Below are 18,515 nucleotides of genomic sequence, written 5' to 3'. Positions count from 1 at the left end.
CGGTTCCGCGCTCTGGAAACCTGACGCCCAGTCAGCTACCGTCCCCCTCCACACACGAAGGGGGGCTCCCCATGCCCGTGACGGTCGTGCGCTTCAACCTCGTCGAACCCGACGCCACCCCCGCCTCGCTCAGCGCCCGCTACCGTGCCGCCGTCGAGATGGCCACGTACGCCGACGACCGCGGGATCACCACGGTGCAGACCGAGGAGCACCACGGCGCCGCCAACAACTGGCTGCCCTCGCCCTTCGCGTTCGCGGGCGCGGTCTTCGGAGCGACCCGGCATGTCGCGGTCACGGTCTCGGCGGTCATCGGCCCGCTGCACGACCCGCTGCGTCTGGCCGAGGACATCGCCGTACTCGACCTGCTCAGCGGCGGCCGCCTGGTGACCGTGGCCGGCATCGGCTACCGGCCCGAGGAGTACGCGCAGTTCGACGTGGATTGGAAGCGGCGCGGCAAACTCCAGGACGAGCTTCTGGAGACGCTGCTGAAGGCGTGGACCGGCGAGGAGTTCACCTATCGGGGCCGCACGGTACGGGTCACCCCGCGCCCGTTCTCGGACCCGCACCCGCTGCTGCTGGTGGGCGGCTCCTCCCGGGCCGCGGCCCGGCGTGCCGCCCGGCTCGGGCTCCCGTTCTTCCCGAGCGCGCACCTGCCCGAGCTGGAGGCCTATTACAAGGAGCGGCTCATCGAGTACGGCACCGAGGGCTGGACCATGATGCCCGGCGCCGAGACGCCGCTGCTGCACATCGCCGAGGACCCGGACCGGGCCTGGGCCGAGTACGGCCGCCACTTCCTGCACGAGGCACGGACGTACGCCTCGTGGCAGTCCGGCGAGATCCGCTCGGCGGTGAAGTCGGCGGCCACGACGGTCGGGGAGCTGCGCGCCGAGGGCGTCTACCGCGTCCTCACGCCCGACCAGTGCGTGGAGCAGGGCCTCGACAACCTCGTCCTGCATCCGCTGTCCGGCGGGATGCCCGTGGACGAGGGCTGGCGCAGCCTGCATCTCTTCTGCGAAAGCGTGCTGCCCCGGCTCGCGTGACCTGACGGTCCGAGCCGGGGCAGCACGCCCTCTTTTACGAGTACGGGGAGAGGGGCAGCGGGGACTTGGCCCTTCTCCCCGAGTTCCGGGGAATCACCGGCGGCCGTGGGGAGCCGCCGGTGACACGGGCGGTCAGCCCATCTCCTCCAGGGTCTTGCCCTTCGTCTCCTTGACGAACTTGAGGACGAAGGGGATGGAGAGCACGGCGAAGCAGGTGTAGATCACGTACGTGGCCGAGAGGTTCCAGTCGGCCAGCGACGGGAAGCTCGCGGTGATGGCCCAGTTGGCGATCCACTGCGCGGAGGCGGCGACACCGAGCGCGGCGGCGCGGATGTGGTTCGGGAACATCTCGCCGAGGAAGACCCAGACCACGACGCCCCAGGAGAGGGCGAAGAAGAGGACGAAGACATGGGCGGCGATCAGGGCTACCCAGCCCTGGGTGGCGGGCAGCTTGCCGTCGACCAGGTCGTAGGAGAAGGCCCAGGCTTCCAGGCCGAGACCGATGGCCATACCCACCGAGCCGATGAGGGCGAGCGGCTTACGGCCGATGCGGTCCACGAAGATCATGGCGATCACGGTGCCGATGATGTTGATGATCGACGTGGTGAACGAGTAGAAGAACGAGTCCGTCGGGTCGACGCCGACCGACTGCCACAGGGTCGCGGAGTAGTAGAACGCGATGTTGATGCCGACGAACTGCTGGAAGACCGAGAGGCCGATACCGACCCAGACGATCGGCAGGAAGAGGAAACCGCCGCCGAGCAGGTCCTTGAAGGTCGACTTGTGCTCGCGCTTCATGGCGTGCTCGATCTCGGCGACGCGGGCGTCCAGGTCGATCTTGTCGCCCTCGACCTCCTTGAGCACCTCACGGGCACGGTCCCTGCGGCCCACCTCGAGCAGGAAGCGCGGCGACTCGGGGATGGCGAAGGAGAGCAGACCGTAGAGGACGGCCGGGATGACCATGACGCCGAGCATGACCTGCCAGGCCTCGACGCCGAGGAGCTGACCGCGCTGGTCGCCGTCTGCGGCGTTCAGGATGGCGTAGTTGACGAGCTGTGAGATGGCGATGCCCACGACGATCGCGGCCTGCTGGAACGAGCCGAGCCGTCCGCGGTACGCGGCCGGGGAGACCTCGGCGATGTAGGCGGGGCCGATGACCGAGGCCATGCCGATGGCGAATCCGCCGACGATGCGCCAGAAGGCGAGGTCCCACAGCGCGAAGGGCAGCGCCGAGCCGATGGCACTGACGGTGAAGAGGCTCGCGGAGATCTGCATGCAGCGGATGCGCCCGATGCGGTCGGCCATGCGGCCGGCCACAGCGGCACCGATGGCACAGCCGATCAGCGCGATGGCGATGACCTGGGCCAAGGCCGCGGAGCCGATGTCGTAGCGGCTCCGGATGGCCTCGACCGCGCCGTTGATCACAGCGCTGTCGTAGCCGAACAGGAAGCCGCCCATCGCGGCCGCCGCCGCGATGAAGATGACGTGCCCGAGATGCTCGGGAGGAGCCGGCTTGGCTCCTGGCACAGGTGCCTGCGATGCGCTGGTCACGTAAGACTCCTCGGGCCACCGGCCTCGCTGCCGGGGGTGGGGGGCGAAAGCCTTCGTTGGTGGTTACCAGTGGCGCACAGGTTCACGCGGGCCACCACCTGAAGGTAAAAGCAACGTCGGAGAGAATATGCCTTCAACTTTCGAAGTCAAACTTGGGTACTTGCGAATATCTCCCATCGGCGTGACGCAGTTGCGTTCAAGACTTGAACATCAAGTGCCTGAATGGTCCAACGAAGCCCACGAGGCCCACCCGGCCGAACTCGCGCCCCGCCGGGTGAAGTCGGCGGATTCCCCAGCGTGTCGGCTTGCCCGCGGCCGACCCGTTCGGCTGATCGGGCCCGCCGGAACCACCGGCTCGGGCGGTGGGCACAAGGGCTGTTCCGGGGCGCCGGTCACGAACGGCGCCCGAGGTGTGACGTGCGGCATGCGGTGGGCCGGTGCCGCAGAGGGACGCCGGACGTCCGCTCCGGCACCGGCCGTGTCCGCGTTGCCCGCGACCCTCCGAGCGACGAGGATCCGGGCATGCCGCAGACCACGGTCGTCAACCTCAAGGGTCACCGCGACGATCCCGCGTACGCCGACGTGGTGTACGTGGGGCGCGCCATGCACCGGGGCGGCTGGCATCTGGCCGGCTCCCCGCTGGCGAGCCCGTTCCGCCCGGGCCACGACGGCACCCGGGAGGAGGTCGTCGAGATGTACCGCGCCTATCTGCTGGCACGCCCGGAGCTGCTGGCCCGGCTCCCCGCCCTGCGCGGTCACCGCCTCGGCTGCTGGTGCGTCCCCGAGCGCTGCCACGCCGAGGTGCTCGCCGAACTCGCCGACGAGGGTGTGGGCGAGGATCTGCCGGAACCGGACGACCAGCCGTAGGCGGCGGCCCGGTGACCTGCCCGGCGATCAGCGCAGGCGCTGGCTGATGACCTTCGAGACGCCGTCGCCCTGCATGGAGACGCCGTAGAGCGCGTCGGCGACCTCCATCGTGCGCTTCTGGTGCGTGATCACGATGAGCTGGGAGGCCTCCTGCAGCTCCTGCATGATCCTGATCAGCCGCTGGAGGTTGGTGTCGTCCAGCGCGGCCTCGACCTCGTCCATCACGTAGAACGGGCTGGGGCGCGCCTTGAAGATCGACACGAGGAGCGCGACGGCGGTCAGCGACCGTTCGCCGCCGGAGAGCAGGCTGAGCCGCTTGACCTTCTTGCCCGGCGGCCTGGCCTCCACGTCGACACCCGTGGTGAGCATGTTGTCGGGGTCGGTCAGGATGAGCCGCCCGTCGCCGCCCGGGAACAGCCGGCTGAAGACGCCCTCGAACTCCCGGGCGGTGTCCCGGTACGCCTCGGTGAAAACCTGCTCGACGCGCTCGTCGACCTCCTTGATCACCTGGAGAAGGTCGGCGCGCGTCTTCTTGAGGTCCTCCAGCTGCTCGCTGAGGAACTTGTGGCGCTCCTCCAGCGCGGCGAACTCCTCCAGGGCCAGCGGATTGACCTTGCCGAGCTGCTGGTACGCCCGCTCGGCCGACCTGAGCCGCTTCTCCTGCTCGGCACGGTGGAACCGCCGGGGCTGGTTGCGCGGGTGCTCGGGGTCCTCGGGCAGTTCCTCGCCCTCGGCGGGCAGCGACGGTGGTACGAGCTGGTCGGGGCCGTAGTCCGCGACGAGTCCCGCCGGCTCGACGCCGAGTTCGTCCAGCGCCTTCGCCTCCAGCTGCTCGATCCGCATCCGCTTCTCGGCGCCGAGCACCTCGCCCCGGTGCACCGAGTCGGTGAGCTTGTCGAGCTCTGCCTTGAGATCGCGGCCCTGACCTCGCGCGGTCACGAGCTCCTGCTCACGGCGGGCCTTCGCGCTGTCGGCCGCGGTGCGCTCCTCCTCGGCACGGGCGAGCGAGATCTCGACGTGCGCGAGCAGCTGCCGTGCGCCGGAGGCGACGGCCCCGGCGACGGCCGCCTCGTGGCGGAGCCGGGCGCGCCGCTGTTCTGCACGCGCGCGTGCCTCACGTTCGGCGCGGGCGGCCCGGTCGAGCGAGTCGGCCCGTCCCGCGAGTCCCTTGACCCGCTCCTCGTGCGTGCGCACCTGGAGCCGGGCCTCCATCTCCGTCTGCCGCGCGTTGGCGCCGTCGGCGGCGAGCCGGTCCCGTACCGAGGTGTCGGGTTCCTCCTCGACGGGCATCTCCTCGGCCACGGCGAGCCGTTCGGCCAGTTCCTCGGCCTCGGTCACGGCCCGGTCGAGCGCTTCCTGCGCTCGGGCGGCCGCCGCGGTGCTCCGCTCGGCCTCGCCCGCGGCACCCCGCGCCTGCCCGGCCAGCCGGCCGAGCTGCTGCGCGACGGACGACTTCTCCCGCTCGGCGGCCCGCCGCCGCTCCCCCAACTCCTCGACGAGCGCGGCCCGTTCCTTGCGCTGCTCGGTCGCCAGCCGCTGTGCCTCGGTCAACTCCTCACAGCGGACGGCCAATTCTTCCAGTTCGGCCGCCGCCTCGTCCACGGAGGCCTGTACTTCGAGCAGACTGGGCGCTCCGGCGGACCCGCCGTGCGCGAAGTGCGCCCCGAGCAGGTCGCCCTCGGTGGTCACCGCGGTGAGTCCGGGCCGCGCGGCGACCAGGTCCTCGGCCTCCTCCAGGGTGCCGACGACGACGATCCCGCGCAGCAGGCGTCGTACGGCGGGCATCAGTTCGGCGGGGCCCCGGACGAGATCGCCGGCGTACGGCGGCTCGTCGTGGTCAAGGGATACGTCCCCGGAGGCGCCGTCCGCCGGTCCGGCGCCGGCGTGGGCCTCGGCGCCGGGTTCCTCGGGTGTTCCGGCGAGCAGCAGGGCCGCGCGGCCCGCGTCCTGTTTGCGCAGCAGGCGGATGGCTTCTGCGGCCGTGGCGGGGGTGGCGACGGCGACGGCGTCGGCGGCCGCGCCGAACGCGGCGGCGAGCGCGACCTCGAAGCCGGGGGTGACCGAGAGCAGTCCGGCGGCGGGACCGAGGACCCCGGTGAGCCGGTCCGTGGCACCGAGCAGCGCTCCCGTGCCGTCCTTGCGCCGCAGACCGAGGGCGAGGGCGTCACGGCGGGCCTGGGTGGCGGCCCGCTTGCGTTCGGCGGCGGTGGCGGCCTCGCGGGCGGCGGTCAGCGCGGCCTCCGCGTCGGACAGGGCCCGCCGGGCCGCCTCGTGCTGCTCGGCGAGGTCGGCGTCGCCCGCGTCGAGACCGTCGACCTCGGCCTTCAGCTGCTCGTACTCCTCCTGGGCCGTGACCGCGCGCTCCTGGGCCTCGTCGCGGGAGGCGGCGAGCCGGTCGATCTCGGCCTGCGCGGAGGCGGCGCGCGAACGGGCGGCGTTGACCTGGCCGCCCAGGCGGGCGAGGCCCTCGCGGCGGTCGGCGATGGCGCGGGCCACGTCCTTGAGCCGGCGCTCCTCGACGGTGAGTTCGCGCTCCAGTTCGGCGCGGTGCGCGACGGTGTCTTCCAGGGCCCGCTCGGCCGCCTCCAGGGCCGCTTCGAGTTCGGCCTCCTGCTCGCGGACGCGGGCGGCCTCGCGCTCCATGTCCTCGGGGTCGCGTCCGCGCCGTTCCTCCGCGGGCACCGAGGTGGCGCTCTTCACCCGCGCGTCCGCGAGTGAGACCGTGCCACGCACCCGCTCCGCGAGCTGGGAGAGGTCGTACCAGGTCTGCTGGGCGCGCTGAAGACGCGGTGTCAGCTGCCGCACCTCGTCCTCCAGCAGCGCCTCCCGCTGGAGTGCCTTCTTCAGCTCGGCCTCGGTGGATTCCTTGCGCTCCTTGAGCGCGGCCTCGTCGGCGATCTCGGACTGGAGCGCCCCGCGCAGACGTACGAGGTCGTCGGCGAGGAGCCGCAGCCGGGCGTCGCGCAGGTCGGCCTGGATGACGGCGGCGCGGCGGGCCACGGCGGCCTGCCGGCCGAGCGGCTTGAGCTGGCGCCGCAGTTCGTCGGTCAGGTCCTGGACGCGGGCGAGGTTCGCCTTCATCGCGTCCAGCTTCCGCAGCGCCTTCTCCTTGCGCTTGCGGTGCTTGAGGACGCCCGCCGCCTCCTCGATGAAGGCGCGGCGGCCCATCGGGTCGGCGTGCAGGACGGAGTCGAGCTGGCCCTGCCCGACGATGACGTGCATCTCACGGCCGATGCCGGAGTCGGACAACAGCTCCTGGATGTCGAGCAGTCGGCAGGTGTCGCCGTTGATCTGGTACTCGCTGCCGCCGTTGCGGAACATGATCCGCGTGATGGTGACCTCGGCGTACTCGATGGGCAGCGCCCCGTCGGAGTTGTCGATGGTGAGGGAGACCTCGGCACGGCCGAGCGGCGGACGCCCCGTGGTGCCGGCGAAGATGACGTCCTCCATCTTGCCGCCGCGCAGCGACTTGGCCCCCTGCTCGCCCATGACCCAGCTGAGCGCGTCCACGACGTTGGACTTGCCCGAGCCGTTGGGGCCCACGACACAGGTGATGCCCGGCTCGAACCGCAGCGTGGTCGCGGAGGCGAACGACTTGAACCCTCGCAGGGTCAGGGCCTTGAGGTGCACGCCGCTGGACTCTACCTTTCGGGCCGGTCTCACTCCATGAACGCGCGGTTTCGCCCATGAACGCGCAGGGCACACCAGACGTTAAAGAGGGGGAGACGTGCCCGGGGGAAAGAAAGAAGGGACGCCGGACGGCGTCCCTTGCAAATCCGACAACTTAGCGGTTGATTCGGGCTGCCCAACCACTGCTGTCATGGTGCGGTGCAGTGGTCAGGTGAGCGCAGGCTCCGCCTGGGGTACGTCGATGCTCTCGAGAAGCGAGTCGTGAGAAGCGGCAGCCGCGAGCGCGTCGTTCTCGGCCTGGATCCGTACAAGCTCGGATTCGAGGTCCTGGACGCGCTGCTGGAGCCGTCGCATCTCGGCGATGAGTCGCGGGTCGGAACCGCCGACGTAACCGAGAAGCGCCTTTGCCATGATGGATGGTCCTCCACACTGAGTGACCGACCGAAGCGGTGTGGGTCGTGAGGGAATCGCACCCGCGATGCTTGACACTGCTGATGTCCTGCTGCCGTTCCACATGCCAAACAGCTAAGGTGCGCGGGGCTTTCAGCGTCTCACCAAAAAGTTTGACGGTCAACACGATCACGCCCTGTATCGGCGGGCAACCGACTGTCGCGCGGCTTGTGAAGCGGCGGCGCTGCGACTCCGGCGGGGCCCTCAGGGCGTCGGGATCATCGTTATCTCGGGAGCCTGCCACTTCGAGCCATTCTTGGCAACCACCAGGCCCTTTCCACTACTGACGGGTGCCACCGGCATACGCCACGCCACCTTTCGGGGGCCTTCACGGGCATCACCGTCAGCGGATGGCGAAGCTGTCGTAGATCCCTCGGGGCGTGTCCCAGATCTCAGTCACACCGTCCACCCGGCCGGGCGTGTCGTCTCCCTGGAGCCAGTCGAGCAGACTCTGGCAGTCGGCTCGGGGACCCTCCGCGACCACCTGGACGCGTCCGTCGTCGAGATTGAGAGCAAAACCACTCAGCCCCCCGATCTCCAGCGCCCTGGCCCGGGTAAACCAGCGGAAACCCACACCTTGGACCCGTCCGCGGACCCAGACGACCAGCCGTGAAACCTCGTTCATGGCTGCACGCTAACCGGACAATGTCTCGTGGAGCACATCCTCCCCTCGTGCCATGGGGTACCGTCCCGACCCAATGAGTCTCATTAGAAACTCACTCTTTCGGGTGAGGTTCAGATGGGGATCGCTGACTCAAGATCGAGGAAGGCCCAAGAGATGGGACGCCACCGACGCTCCGACGCCGGCCGCGCCGCCACAGGGCGCGCCACCGGAGTCACAGATACGAGCGGGACCCACACGGAAAGCTACGGCCCGGAGAACCTGTACGGCTACGCGGCCGTCGCCGATCTCCCGTCCGCCGCCGCTGCCCGCTCGCACCGCAAGCGGAAGGGTCCGAGCCCGGTCAAGACGGGACTGCTCGGCGTCTCTGCGGCCGTGGCCCTCGGCACCGTGGCCGTCGCGGCCGGTGTCGTGCCCGGCAGCGACAACTACGCGCTCGGTGGTGGCAGCAACAACTCCGACAGCGTCCAGGCCGCGGGCTCGCCCTCCAGCGTGGAGACCCAGCAGGGCGGCACCTCGGGCAGCGCGGAGTCCCGTGAGGGCACGTCGACCAGCCGCGGCTCCGGTCGCGCGACGACCCCCTCGACCGTCGCCCCCTCGGACGTCGCGTCGCCGTCGGCCGCCCCGACCACGACGGAGCCGTCGAAGGAGAAGGGCAACGGAGCCTCCAAGGAGGAGAAGACGAAGGAGCCCAAGGCTCCCGAAGCTTCGAAGCCCTCCAAGAAGGAGACGAAGGCCCCGGTCGCCAAGACCCCGGTGGACGTGTCCGCTCAGACCGCCGCCGAGGCCGAGGTGCTCAAGCTCGTCAACGACGAGCGCGCCAAGGTCGGTTGCAGCCCGGTCGCCGCGAACAGTGCCCTGACGGACCTGGCCCAGGTCTTCAGCGAGGACATGGCGGCGCGCGACTTCTTCGACCACACCGACCCGAGCGGGCTCAGCCCGTGGGACCGTGCGGCGACGGCCGGGATAGCCAGCCTCGGCGGCGAGAACATAGCCCGCGGCCAGGCCGACGCGGCAGCCGTCATGGAAGCCTGGATGAACAGCCCCGGCCACAAGGCCAACATCCTGAACTGCGACTTCAAGACCCTCGGCGTCGGAGTCCACTTCGCCGAGGGCGGCCCTTGGTGGACGCAGGACTTCGGCTACTGAACTAACCGCAGGTCAGAGAGCTAAGCGCCCTCCTGGGCCGTGTCCGGGCCGTCGTGAATGGAATCTTCATCCGTGAAGACGCCATCCACGGCGGCCCGAGTCCGTTTCCCGCTCGACGGCATCAGGTGCGTACACGTCCGCAGCATGAAGCCGGGGTCATGGTGCCCCAGGTACTCACTGACAGCCTTGACGCTCTCCCCCGCGTCCATCAGCACCGAGGCGTAGAAGCGCCGCAGCGCGTGCATGCCGTTGTCCCGCCCGGTCTCCACGCCCGCGGCCCGAAGCGCCGGCCGCCATTCACGGTCGCCGAAGCGATTCCGGTCCAGCGATAGCCCCATGGACCCCGTGAAGATCAGCGATGCCGTGACGGGCGGACCGTCCAAGGTCTTCCACGGCAGCGTGATCCTGACTGCCGGGTACCGCTTGAGGTGCTTGGCCAGCGCGAAGCCAACAGACTCCGGCAGAGGCACGTCACGTTCCTTGCCGCCCTTCGGCGGGGCGAACACCGGGCGATGCAGCCGCAGCAACTTGACCTGCCGTACGACGTGCACCACTCCCGTTCCTCGGCAGGTGCCCAACCTCAAACGTGAGTTGAGACGGAACACACCCTCGGAGCAGACCAGGGTCACGAATTTCTCTACCTCATCAAGCCCCGGCTGCGCTCCGCTCCGCCGGGCGCGCTCCCGGCTCCGCTCCGCGCGGGCTGCGCCGACGCGCGCCCTGGAGAGGGTTGGCCGGCGGCACGAGGTCAGAACACGTCGTGGCCGGGGCGGTCGGCTCAACGGCTTTAGGCAGCCACCATGGGGCGAGCCTCGAAGATCATGGCCCCAACGTCGTGCTTTAACGGGCAGGTCCACAGACTGCCCGACTCGCCGGAAGCTTAAGGGGCCATGATCACTCGCTCCATGGCAGCTCCCGCCCAAAGCCGTTCCGCCGACCTCATTCCCGAAGGCTCAGGCCGAGGACCTTTCCCCGGGGCGAGTGCCCGCCATGAATCGCGACTCCACCGGTACAGATGGACGACCCACCCGGCGGAGAGGGAGAAGACCGGTGGCCTAGGGAGCGTTTTAGAAGTTGGCGGCGTGCTCCGGGTGCCAGGTGTGCGCCGTAGATGGTCTGGAGAAACGCGTTCCGCGTCAGTCACTGTCAGTGGCCCCGCATACGGTTCTCCAATGAATCATCAGCGGTCGTCGCCTCACCAAGAGGACAACTTCAAAGTCCGGGAGACCGGGCAACGCTCCCTGTGTGCCAGCGATATGGGTGGGCGTGTTCCACGGATGTGCGCATCCTGCCTGGGTGGAGATCACACGTGAACGAAACTCCGATGCGCGAGGCAGGAGACGTACGAGAGGCCTGGGGCCGGGTCACCGCGTGGCTTGAACGCAACGACCCTGAAACTCTTGCTGCGCTCGGTGGGCCGGGGAGCCAAGCGGCCATAAGGGAAGCCGAACTGCGCATGGGTCTGAAGCTGCCAGGGGAGATGTGGCAGTGGCTGCTGGCGAACGACATCGATGCCGGCAGGCAACCCGATGGCCAATCGTGTCTGGTGGCGCTGGGGTGCGAGATGGCCATCCCTGGCGGTCATCTCCTCCTCGGCCTGACGGACATTCAGCGGGTCTACCTCAGCCGGATGGGCTTGGAGGAGATGCAGCCGTCCACAGACCCCGACTATCCGTTCTGGCGTCGTGAGTGGGTGCCAATTGCCGCGGAGCGCGACGGCCTATACGGGACGTTTCTGGACACGCTCAACGGCACCATCGGAACGTGGGCTGACGCAGGCAATCCTGAGGAGGGTGTGTACGCCTCGTTGTTCGCTTTCTTCCAAGAGGCGGCGGACCGGCTGGAAGGGGTGTCCTCGGGAGACTGGAGCGGCCCCGGCAAGTCTGCTAGACCTCGTAAGCTCGATCCCTGTCTGGAAGACGAGCCGATACGCCTCTGGGCACGGACCAACGGCTATCTCGTAAATGATCGTGGACGTGTCCCTGCATCCATCCGCGAGGCCTACGAGGCATCACAGAGGTGAGCACCCGATGTGGCTGTATCGGTCAGCGGCTATCGGCTGGTCACAGCCATTCGTTGATTGCGGCAACGAGGACGGTGGCCTCGAAACGGACCGCAAGTTTGTCGAAGCGGCAGGCCACCGCCCGGTTCCGCTTCAGGCGGTTGATTCCGCACTCGACCGCGTGCCGAGCCTTGTAGTCCTCACGATCGAAGGCGGGAGGCCGCCCGCCCGCCTTCCCGCGGCGCTTGCGGTGGCCCGCCTGGTCGGCGGGTTCAGGAACCGTGCACTGGATCCCGCGCTTTCTCAGGTAGGCCCGGTTGGCTCGGGACGAATACGCCTTGTCGCCCCGCACTCGCCGAGGGCGGACACAGGGACGGCCTACCCCGATACGGGGCACTCGGATCCTGTCCAGGACGGCGGCGAACTGGGGACTGTCGCCGCGCTGACCTGCTGTGACCAGTAGGGCCAGAGGCCGCTGGCCTTGCTCGCAGGCCAGGTGAATCTTGGTGGTGAAGCCGCCGCGGGACCTGCCCAGGCCGTGATCGTCAGGCTCAGGGCGTGCGCCGCCCGGCGGTTCCTTCTGGACCTAACCGTCACGGCGGGCGCCTGCAGCGTGTTGATGGGCCCGGCAGATCGTGGAGTCGACGTTGACCTCCCACGTGATCAGCCCGGCCGCATCCGCCCGGGCTTGCAGCGCGCTCAGCAGGACGAACCAGGTGCCGTCACGCTGCCAGCGGCGAAAGAGGCCGTAGACCGTCTGCCACGGACCGTACTCCGACGGCAGATCCCGCCACGGAACACCGGTTCGCACCCGCCACCGGATCCCGTCGATTAGCCTCCGTCGGCCCAACGGCAGTCGCCCCAACATCACAATCGGCAACCACGGCTCCAGCATCGACCACTGCTCGTCAGAAAGATCCCCTCGCCCCATACCTAGATCATTACGAAGCGAGACGAGGGATCGAGCCACTTTCAAAACACGGCCTAGCTCCAATGCCGTTGTCTTTGCCGTGGGCGTAGGCTGCTTGGCAGTGGGTGCCGGGGGTGGTTCGGGTGGCTGCGAGCGTGTCTGAGTTATCGGGTCTTGGCCTGTTGACCTGGGTGTATCCGCCAGGGTTGGTGGATCGGGTGGTGGCGGCATGCGGTCGTGCCGAGCAACGTCAGCGGCTGCTTCCCGCGCGGTTGGTGGTGTATTTCGTGCTGGCGTTGGCCCTCTTCTCGCCTGCCCCGTATCTGGAAGTGATGCGCCACCTCGTTGAGGGTTTGCGGGGGTTGGGGCTGCTGGGCAACTGGCGTGTTCCGGCGAAGTCCTCCCTGTTCAGGGCCCGGCAGCGGCTGGGCTCCGAACCCTTGCGGGTGCTGTTCGCCACGACCGCGAAGCCGATGGCGACCGAGGCGACGCCCGGCGCGTTCTGGCGGGGCCTGCGGCTGCTGGCCGTCGACGGCACCTGCTGGGACGTCGCGGACAGCGAAGCCAACGAGGCTGCCTTCGATCGCCCGGGCAGTGGCCGCGGGTCGGGCCGGAGCGCATTTCCGCAGGTGCGGATGGCTGCTCTGGTGGAGGTGGGCAGTCATGCGGTGCTGGACGCGGAACTGGCCGGCTGCCGCACCGGTGAAGTCACCCTGGTGAGCCGCTTGCCGCGTTCGACCGGCCCGGGCCAGCTCGTCCTGGCCGATCGCGAGTTCCTCGGCGTCCTGTTGTGGCAGGCGTTCACTGTCACCGGCGCCGACCTGCTGTGGCGGGTGCCCGCCAACCGCGTCCTGCCCGTGATCAAGCAGTTCCGCGACGGGTCCTGGCTCTCACACATCAGAGCAAGCAGCGGTCCGGCCCGCCGGGAGCCGGTCGTGGTCCGGGTCCTGGCCTACCGGCTCAAGGACCGGTCCGGTCAGGGCGAGAGCGACGGCTATCGCCTGGTCACCACCCTGCTGGACGCCCGACGGTATCCGGCCCGGCAGCTGGCCGCGCTCTACCGCGAACGCTGGGAGATCGAGTCCGTGTTCGCCGAGATCAAAACCCATCAGCGCGGTCCACGCGTCGTCCTCAGCAGCAAAACACCCGACGGTGTACGCCAGCAGATCTGGGCACACCTGCTGGTCCACCACGCTCTGCGGGAACTCATGCTGAGAACGGCCGCCACCCGCGGCCTGGACCCCGACCGGGTCTCCTTCACCGAAACCCTGCGCTCCGCCCGGCGCAGCGTGACCGTCACGCCGGGCAGTTTTTCCCCCTGACCTCCTGGTCAGGGCACTGGTGATGCTGGAGCAGGACCTCCTGGAACGGCTCCTGCCCGTCAGACGCCTGCGCAGCCAGCCCCGCGTCGTGAAACGCAAGATGTCCAACTACCACCTCAAACGACCTGAACACCGTGCCTGGCCACAGCCGACCCGAACCGGACCTCAAGCCGTCCTCATCACCAGACCCCAACCCGCAAGCCCGTAACGCAACGGCATTGGGCCTAGCTCAGGGCACCAGGAAGCCTCCGAGCTGCTTCACCGTGTTGATGAGGGCAACGTTCGATGGGTCGACGATGTTGTTGGCGGCAGAGTTGCCGTTGCCGCTGTTGTGGTTGCTGAGCAACCCGTCGTTTCCGCTGTTGGCACCTTCGTTGCCGCTGGCAGTCTGGCTGACTCTGATGTCGTCCCCGGGGTCGGGGTTGGGGTCGGCCGACGCGGGGGCGGCAGCGGCAAGGGCGAAGGCGCCGACGACGGCCGCGACTCCGAGGGTTCGGCTGAAGATCTTGGTCATGCCCAGGGAACGACTGTTGCGCGCGGACGGACACGGGACTGCGGGACGGATCAGGCAGTCGTAACCTGTTTGGCTCCGTACACCTGGGACTGTGCCCGTGCCCCTCCTGTGCCCGTTCGGTCGGGAAGCAGCAGGGAGTCACGGTCACCGGCGGACAATGCCCACGAGCATGGCCCCTGACCGATTTACCTGGTCAGGGGCCGTTCACCTGCGGTGGGTGTGGGATTTGAACCCACGGTGACTCGCGCCACGACGGTTTTCAAGACCGTTCACGGGCCCCACAGAGACTCCGACACCGGCGAGGTACTCTCCCGGCGGAGGGGTGCCATGAGTTCGTTGATCATGTTGGCCTGCGGATGCTTGACGGCGTTCGTGGGGACGTTGACTTTGAACAGTCGACTGGGAGCGGATCGCAGCGATCCCCGGAAGGCTGGTTGGGGCCTCATCCTGATGGGTTCCGCATTTGTCCTGGACGGACTGCCGAGACTGGTCGGATGGTCCTATGCGGTGGGCTCGGACCTCGCGGGCGTAGCCATGATTCTCATCGTGCTCGGCGGCGTGCTTCAGTTCCTCGGCGGACCCAAGCTACGGGCAACCCGACTCCTGACATCACTGGCTGACACCAACAAGCCCGAACCGCACCGGACAACAGCGAACGTCAGCGGTGCGCCGGCCGAGGAAGAGCAAGGCCCGACCTTTGGCGATGGTGACCCACGACCGACCTGATAAGGAAGCGGACCAAGTGCAAAGCGTCCGTGTACAGCCCGGATCAGTCTTCGGCGTCGTGGTAGTAGACCGTAAGACTTGGCCGGTAGCCGTCCGCGGTGATCTCCGTATGCATGACGAAATCCTGAACCTCGACCAAGCCAAGGTCTTCGATGGAGTCTGCGACTCTACGGAGCAGCGCAGGCACGTCATCCTGCCCGGTTCCCTCCGGGTTGGCCTGGGAGAAGTATTTGATCGTCCACGATTCCATGTGCTCATGATCGCGCAAGCGCCAGCCGTCAATGCTGTCCCGTCCAGGCGGACGGGTCTGCCGCAGCGCGTGCATGCCGTTGTCCCGCCCGGTCTCCACGCCCGCGGCCCGAAGCGCCGGCCGCCGTTCACGGTCGTCGAAGCGGTTCCGGTCCAGCGATAACCCCATGAGCCCCGTGAAGATCAGCGATGCTGTGACGGGTGGAGTCCGGCCGGCCGCGACGCAAGTGACGTCCTTCTGCGACTCCAGGAGCACGGCGCCGGCGATGTCGGCGCGGATCAGAAGGTGGCCATCGGCTCGAACGGCGGTGGCTTCTCCTGCATCGCGGGCCCTGATGGGTCGGTTCATCGGACGCGGACGGCATCACTGGACGAACCGGAGCTCGACACGGTAGCCGCCGGTAGCCGACGGCCTGCGGAAATTTCTGGAACTGCTGGAGGAATCCCTGACGCGGTTCGTCGCCGACGGCGAGCCGGGATCTCTGTAGGTCAGCCCGCGGGGCTCATTGTGTTGGCCGCTGTAACGCGCGTGCGCCCGAAAGCGGAGATGGCGGCTCTAACGCTGAAGTCGGCCAGCCAGCAGTTGCGGCCTCTCCACAGAGGCCGCCTCAAGCCGGTTCGCGAAGTCCTCCAGGACGCTCAGGACGGCGCTGTCGGGCACTCCCAGGAGTTCACGCTCCTTGTAGACAAACGGCTTCAGAGCAGTCCAGATCTCAAGGTAGCGGCGGCGCAGCAAGGCGTTGACGAACCGCTCGTCCATGATGCCGAGGTAGGCCAGGACGGCCCAGAGCTGGAAGAAGTATCCGATGTCGTAGACCCTTCGCTGCACGTCTGCATCAAGACCTGAGATCCCGTGGTCGCTCGGCAGATGCGGCAACTCGTCACGAATGAACGCGTAGTTGCGCTGGAAATCGAGTGACCGGAACTCGCGCAGGAGCTCAAGAACCGGAGCGAGGTGGTTGCCGTGCCTCTGTGCTCTGAACTGGTTTCTCGCCAGCCACGAAGAGATGACGAGAGCCGAGAGCGACACCACCACTGCACCAATGTTGATCAGCGTTGACGTGTCCAACGTGCAACTCCCGTCGTCAGAGATCGCAGGCTCATTCGTGAACAAACACCGCGGTCTCCCAGGGCTTACCCAGCGCGGAACCCCGCAGCACGCGAACCTTCCCTTCCGGTCCGAAGCGCGCCCCTGTCGTAGACTCCACGATCATCAGCCTGGCCGCGGCTGAAGCCGATCCGCTCCTATGACCGCGGTGTGCTGGCCCAGCGCCACGTGGTGAGACGAGGGTGCCCCGGCAGTTCGGCGCGGCCGGTGGCCCACAACAGGGTGAGCCAGGGATCCGCGCCGCCCGGAGCCTCTGGAAACAGTCGGGCGAGCACCCGCGAGCAGAGAGCGGAGGGCGGGGTCCAGGCAAGCCCGAAGCCTTCCGCCACATCGTGCATGTGTACCAGCGTCTCTACCACCCCCATCGCCGCGAAGCCTTCGGGGTCCGACACCCCGGCGGCGTGGTGGGCGCGGACCCGGGGCGGCGCGGTACGCACCATGGCGACCAGCAGCGCGCCGCTCGCTTCCAGCACCTGCACCAGGCCGGCCGGACCCGCATCACGGTCCGCGAAGAGGAAGTTCGCGGGTCCGTCCGGCCTCTTCCGGCTCAACACGAAAGGCACATGGGTGTCCAGCGGCGGGCTCTGCGGCCCCAGCTGCACGGCGTAGTAGAACAGGTCGTCGGCGAGGTGCTCGACGGTCTCCCAGCAGTCCCACTCCAGTGAACCGGCCTTGCCGCCCCACCCCTCCGGGGGTGCGTCCCGAAGGATGCCCACGGCGAGCCGCACGGCAAGGTCGACGTCGTCCGCGGTGACGGGAGACAAGACTGATCCGGTTTCGGCTGATCGAGACATGGCAGCACCGTACCGCGAGGGAAGAGGGCAACCCCTTCCAGCTCGTGCGTTGTCCGTGAGGGTGCGCCGGGTTGGGGTGATCAGGCTGCTCGGGTGCGGGGGCGGCCCCAGCGGATGCCCTTCTCGCTGCGGATACGCGGGCGCGTTCTCGGCGCTGGGCGGCGAGGACGTCGGGGTGGCGGCAGTGTGCTTGCGCCGGCGAAGGCGACGTCCTCGTCCAGGACGTCGTGCTCGCGCTGGTCGGCGGGCCGCGCGGCCGTGACCGCCGCCATCGGCATCATCAGCGCCATTACTGGTTTGGTCACCGCAGTAGCGAGCTTGATTACAGCCCTAGTGGCGTGGCGTGTGACTCGGGCCAGTACCGGGGGAAGCACTTCGAACAACGCGGGGGACGCCACCCCTGTGAACAGTGATGAGAGCGCGTAAAGCCGGCGAGGTTCACTTGCCGGGTAAGGCCAGACGTCTGACATGTTTGACATCAGTACCTGACACCAACAAGCACGAACACCGGCGGTTGACGGTTGACTGCAACGGATGGCCGACCAAGGTTCAAGAGCGGCAACGCTACGGCGGCCACCCCTTGCGATTGACCTGATATGGATGAGGCGGCACCGCAAAGCCTCTGTACGACAGGGCGGGTGACCGGTTCCTGACTCCGTGCCACGACCTCAGCTCACCGAGGCACCCGGCGCCAGCACCAGACCCGCCGCCACGAGGAAGTCCTCAAGGCCGATGACGCCGCTCTCGGTGCCGTCGTCCCATTCGATCAGGAGCCCCGAGAGGCCCTCGTTCCAAGAGTCCGGCGTATCGGCATCATCCTCAGGGCCCGGATGCCACTCGACGCAGCCCACACCATGCCGGTATCGGAGATACAGGTACTGGCCGTCTGCAGTCCAGGCATCCCACTGCGATGGGTAGGCAGAACACGTCTGCACAACCCGCGTCAGCTTCCGGCCCTCACCCGTCATCCGGCGATGGTCGCGCAGCAGAAGACCCCTGGCAATCGACGTGCGGACTTCGAGACACTGACCAGGAGTTAGTGCAACCTGCCGGGTGGCGCTGTGGCTGAGTATGGTGGTGCTATGGAATTGTCCGCGCGGATCACGGAGCGCGCCGGAAGTGGCGAGGGTGCCGTGTGCGCCGGCGGCAAGGACCTCGCGTACGACGTGTTCGCCCGCGGCTGTCCGTCCCGGGGCACGCTGGAGCACGTCACCGGCCGCTGGGGCTCCCTCACACTGGGGGCGCTGTACGAGGGCACGTTCCGGTTCAACGAGCTGCGCCGCCGGGTCGACGGCGTCAGCGAGAAGATGCTCTCGCAGACCCTGCACGCGTTGGAGCGCGACGGTCTGGTGCACCGTGACGCGTGGCCCACGAACCCGCCGCGCGTCGACTACACCCTCACACCGCTGGGCCGCGAGGTCGCCGAGCGACTGCTGGCCCTCATCGGCTTCGTCGAAGGGCGCATGGACGACGTCCTGCAGGCCCGTGGGCGCTACGACGAGACCCGCGCGGCCCAGAAAGAGGCCCAGAAAGAGGCCCAGAAAGAGGCGTAGGGCGTAGGGGCGTGTGGACCCGAGGCTG

17 protein-coding genes, 1 tRNA gene and 2 pseudogenes are annotated in these 18,515 nt (G+C 68.4%); 7 read left to right on the top strand and 13 right to left on the bottom strand.

All coding sequences use genetic code 11. The annotated features are described in order from the left end of the window. Window positions 1-71 precede the first annotated feature (71 nt). A complete protein-coding gene (locus tag OG410_RS29375) occupies window positions 72-1,040 on the top strand; it encodes an LLM class flavin-dependent oxidoreductase (RefSeq protein WP_326785296.1) in 969 nt (322 codons plus the stop codon). Between the two features lie 132 nt (window positions 1,041-1,172). On the opposite strand, the gene OG410_RS29370 is transcribed toward OG410_RS29375, so the two are convergent. Then, the gene (locus OG410_RS29370; protein WP_329301855.1) at window positions 1,173-2,591 is read right to left on the bottom strand and encodes a sugar porter family MFS transporter; all 1,419 of its coding nucleotides are present in this window, start codon (window positions 2,589-2,591) and stop codon (window positions 1,173-1,175) included. Window positions 2,592-3,113: 522 nt separating this feature from the next. Between OG410_RS29370 and OG410_RS29365 the strand changes: the two genes are divergently transcribed. After that, window positions 3,114-3,458 (top strand): DUF4326 domain-containing protein, encoded by a 345-nt coding sequence (locus OG410_RS29365; RefSeq protein ID WP_329301854.1) that lies wholly within the window; start codon window positions 3,114-3,116, stop codon window positions 3,456-3,458. Window positions 3,459-3,485: 27 nt separating this feature from the next. Here OG410_RS29365 and smc read toward each other — a convergent pair whose 3' ends face one another. The 3 genes from smc to OG410_RS29350 form a co-directional block, all read right to left on the bottom strand. Then, window positions 3,486-7,088 carry a chromosome segregation protein SMC gene (gene smc, locus OG410_RS29360; protein WP_329301853.1) on the bottom strand — a complete coding sequence of 1,201 codons (3,603 nt, stop codon included), beginning with the start codon at window positions 7,086-7,088 and terminating at the stop codon, window positions 3,486-3,488. Window positions 7,089-7,295: 207 nt separating this feature from the next. Continuing rightward, window positions 7,296-7,499 carry a hypothetical protein gene (locus OG410_RS29355; RefSeq protein WP_028802434.1) on the bottom strand — a complete coding sequence of 68 codons (204 nt, stop codon included), beginning with the start codon at window positions 7,497-7,499 and terminating at the stop codon, window positions 7,296-7,298. A 382-nt stretch (window positions 7,500-7,881) separates the two neighbouring features. Beyond that, on the bottom strand, window positions 7,882-8,163 hold the full coding sequence (locus OG410_RS29350; protein ID WP_329301852.1) for an acylphosphatase: 282 nt from the start codon (window positions 8,161-8,163) through the stop codon (window positions 7,882-7,884). A 153-nt stretch (window positions 8,164-8,316) separates the two neighbouring features. Between OG410_RS29350 and OG410_RS29345 the strand changes: the two genes are divergently transcribed. Continuing rightward, window positions 8,317-9,309 carry a CAP domain-containing protein gene (locus OG410_RS29345; RefSeq protein WP_329301851.1) on the top strand — a complete coding sequence of 331 codons (993 nt, stop codon included), beginning with the start codon at window positions 8,317-8,319 and terminating at the stop codon, window positions 9,307-9,309. Between the two features lie 20 nt (window positions 9,310-9,329). On the opposite strand, the gene OG410_RS29340 is transcribed toward OG410_RS29345, so the two are convergent. Further along, window positions 9,330-9,863, bottom strand: a complete 534-nt coding sequence (locus OG410_RS29340) for a tyrosine-type recombinase/integrase (RefSeq protein ID WP_443063808.1) — start codon at window positions 9,861-9,863, stop codon at window positions 9,330-9,332. 1,373 nt (window positions 9,864-11,236) lie between these two features. Here OG410_RS29340 and OG410_RS42645 point away from each other — a divergent pair. Further along, window positions 11,237-11,332, top strand: a pseudogene (locus OG410_RS42645) (Lsr2 family DNA-binding protein); the annotation flags it as partial. A gap of 40 nt (window positions 11,333-11,372) precedes the next feature. Here the strand turns inward: OG410_RS42645 and OG410_RS29330 are convergent. Continuing rightward, a pseudogene (locus tag OG410_RS29330) lies at window positions 11,373-12,242 on the bottom strand (IS5 family transposase). Between the two features lie 122 nt (window positions 12,243-12,364). Here OG410_RS29330 and OG410_RS29325 point away from each other — a divergent pair. After that, window positions 12,365-13,543, top strand: coding sequence for an IS4 family transposase (locus OG410_RS29325; RefSeq protein ID WP_329301849.1), 1,179 nt, complete (start codon window positions 12,365-12,367; stop codon window positions 13,541-13,543). Window positions 13,544-13,772: 229 nt separating this feature from the next. Here the strand turns inward: OG410_RS29325 and OG410_RS29320 are convergent, their stop codons facing one another. Continuing rightward, entirely contained in the window at window positions 13,773-14,057 is a 285-nt protein-coding gene (locus tag OG410_RS29320) for a hypothetical protein (protein WP_329301848.1), read from the bottom strand. Window positions 14,058-14,271: 214 nt separating this feature from the next. Continuing rightward, window positions 14,272-14,370 (bottom strand) — tRNA-OTHER (locus tag OG410_RS29315). Window positions 14,371-14,384: 14 nt separating this feature from the next. Here OG410_RS29315 and OG410_RS29310 point away from each other — a divergent pair. Then, window positions 14,385-14,783 carry a hypothetical protein gene (locus tag OG410_RS29310; RefSeq protein WP_329301847.1) on the top strand — a complete coding sequence of 133 codons (399 nt, stop codon included), beginning with the start codon at window positions 14,385-14,387 and terminating at the stop codon, window positions 14,781-14,783. 43 nt (window positions 14,784-14,826) lie between these two features. On the opposite strand, the gene OG410_RS29305 is transcribed toward OG410_RS29310, so the two are convergent. The 5 genes from OG410_RS29305 to OG410_RS29285 all read right to left on the bottom strand — a co-directional run bounded on the left by OG410_RS29305 (window position 14,827) and on the right by OG410_RS29285 (window position 17,902). Continuing rightward, window positions 14,827-15,381: a hypothetical protein gene (locus OG410_RS29305; protein WP_329301846.1), complete on the bottom strand. Its 555-nt coding sequence runs from the start codon at window positions 15,379-15,381 to the stop codon at window positions 14,827-14,829. 207 nt (window positions 15,382-15,588) lie between these two features. Continuing rightward, complete coding sequence (locus tag OG410_RS29300; protein ID WP_329301845.1) at window positions 15,589-16,101, bottom strand: DUF4760 domain-containing protein; 513 nt, start codon at window positions 16,099-16,101, stop codon at window positions 15,589-15,591. 176 nt (window positions 16,102-16,277) lie between these two features. Beyond that, window positions 16,278-16,934 (bottom strand): hypothetical protein, encoded by a 657-nt coding sequence (locus OG410_RS29295; RefSeq protein WP_329301844.1) that lies wholly within the window; start codon window positions 16,932-16,934, stop codon window positions 16,278-16,280. An 80-nt stretch (window positions 16,935-17,014) separates the two neighbouring features. Beyond that, entirely contained in the window at window positions 17,015-17,239 is a 225-nt protein-coding gene (locus OG410_RS29290) for a hypothetical protein (protein ID WP_329301843.1), read from the bottom strand. A 363-nt stretch (window positions 17,240-17,602) separates the two neighbouring features. Continuing rightward, window positions 17,603-17,902 carry a hypothetical protein gene (locus OG410_RS29285; RefSeq protein WP_329301842.1) on the bottom strand — a complete coding sequence of 100 codons (300 nt, stop codon included), beginning with the start codon at window positions 17,900-17,902 and terminating at the stop codon, window positions 17,603-17,605. 114 nt (window positions 17,903-18,016) lie between these two features. Here OG410_RS29285 and OG410_RS29280 point away from each other — a divergent pair, with 114 nt between their 5' ends. Continuing rightward, window positions 18,017-18,487: a winged helix-turn-helix transcriptional regulator gene (locus OG410_RS29280; RefSeq protein ID WP_329301841.1), complete on the top strand. Its 471-nt coding sequence runs from the start codon at window positions 18,017-18,019 to the stop codon at window positions 18,485-18,487. The last annotated feature ends 28 nt before the right edge of the window (window positions 18,488-18,515 follow it).

It is taken from the genome of Streptomyces sp. NBC_00659, assembly GCF_036226925.1.
Classification (GTDB): Bacteria; Actinomycetota; Actinomycetes; order Streptomycetales; family Streptomycetaceae; genus Streptomyces.
The sequence above is the reverse complement of the archived record's forward strand: the minus strand, read 5'-3'. Positions and strand labels throughout refer to the sequence as shown.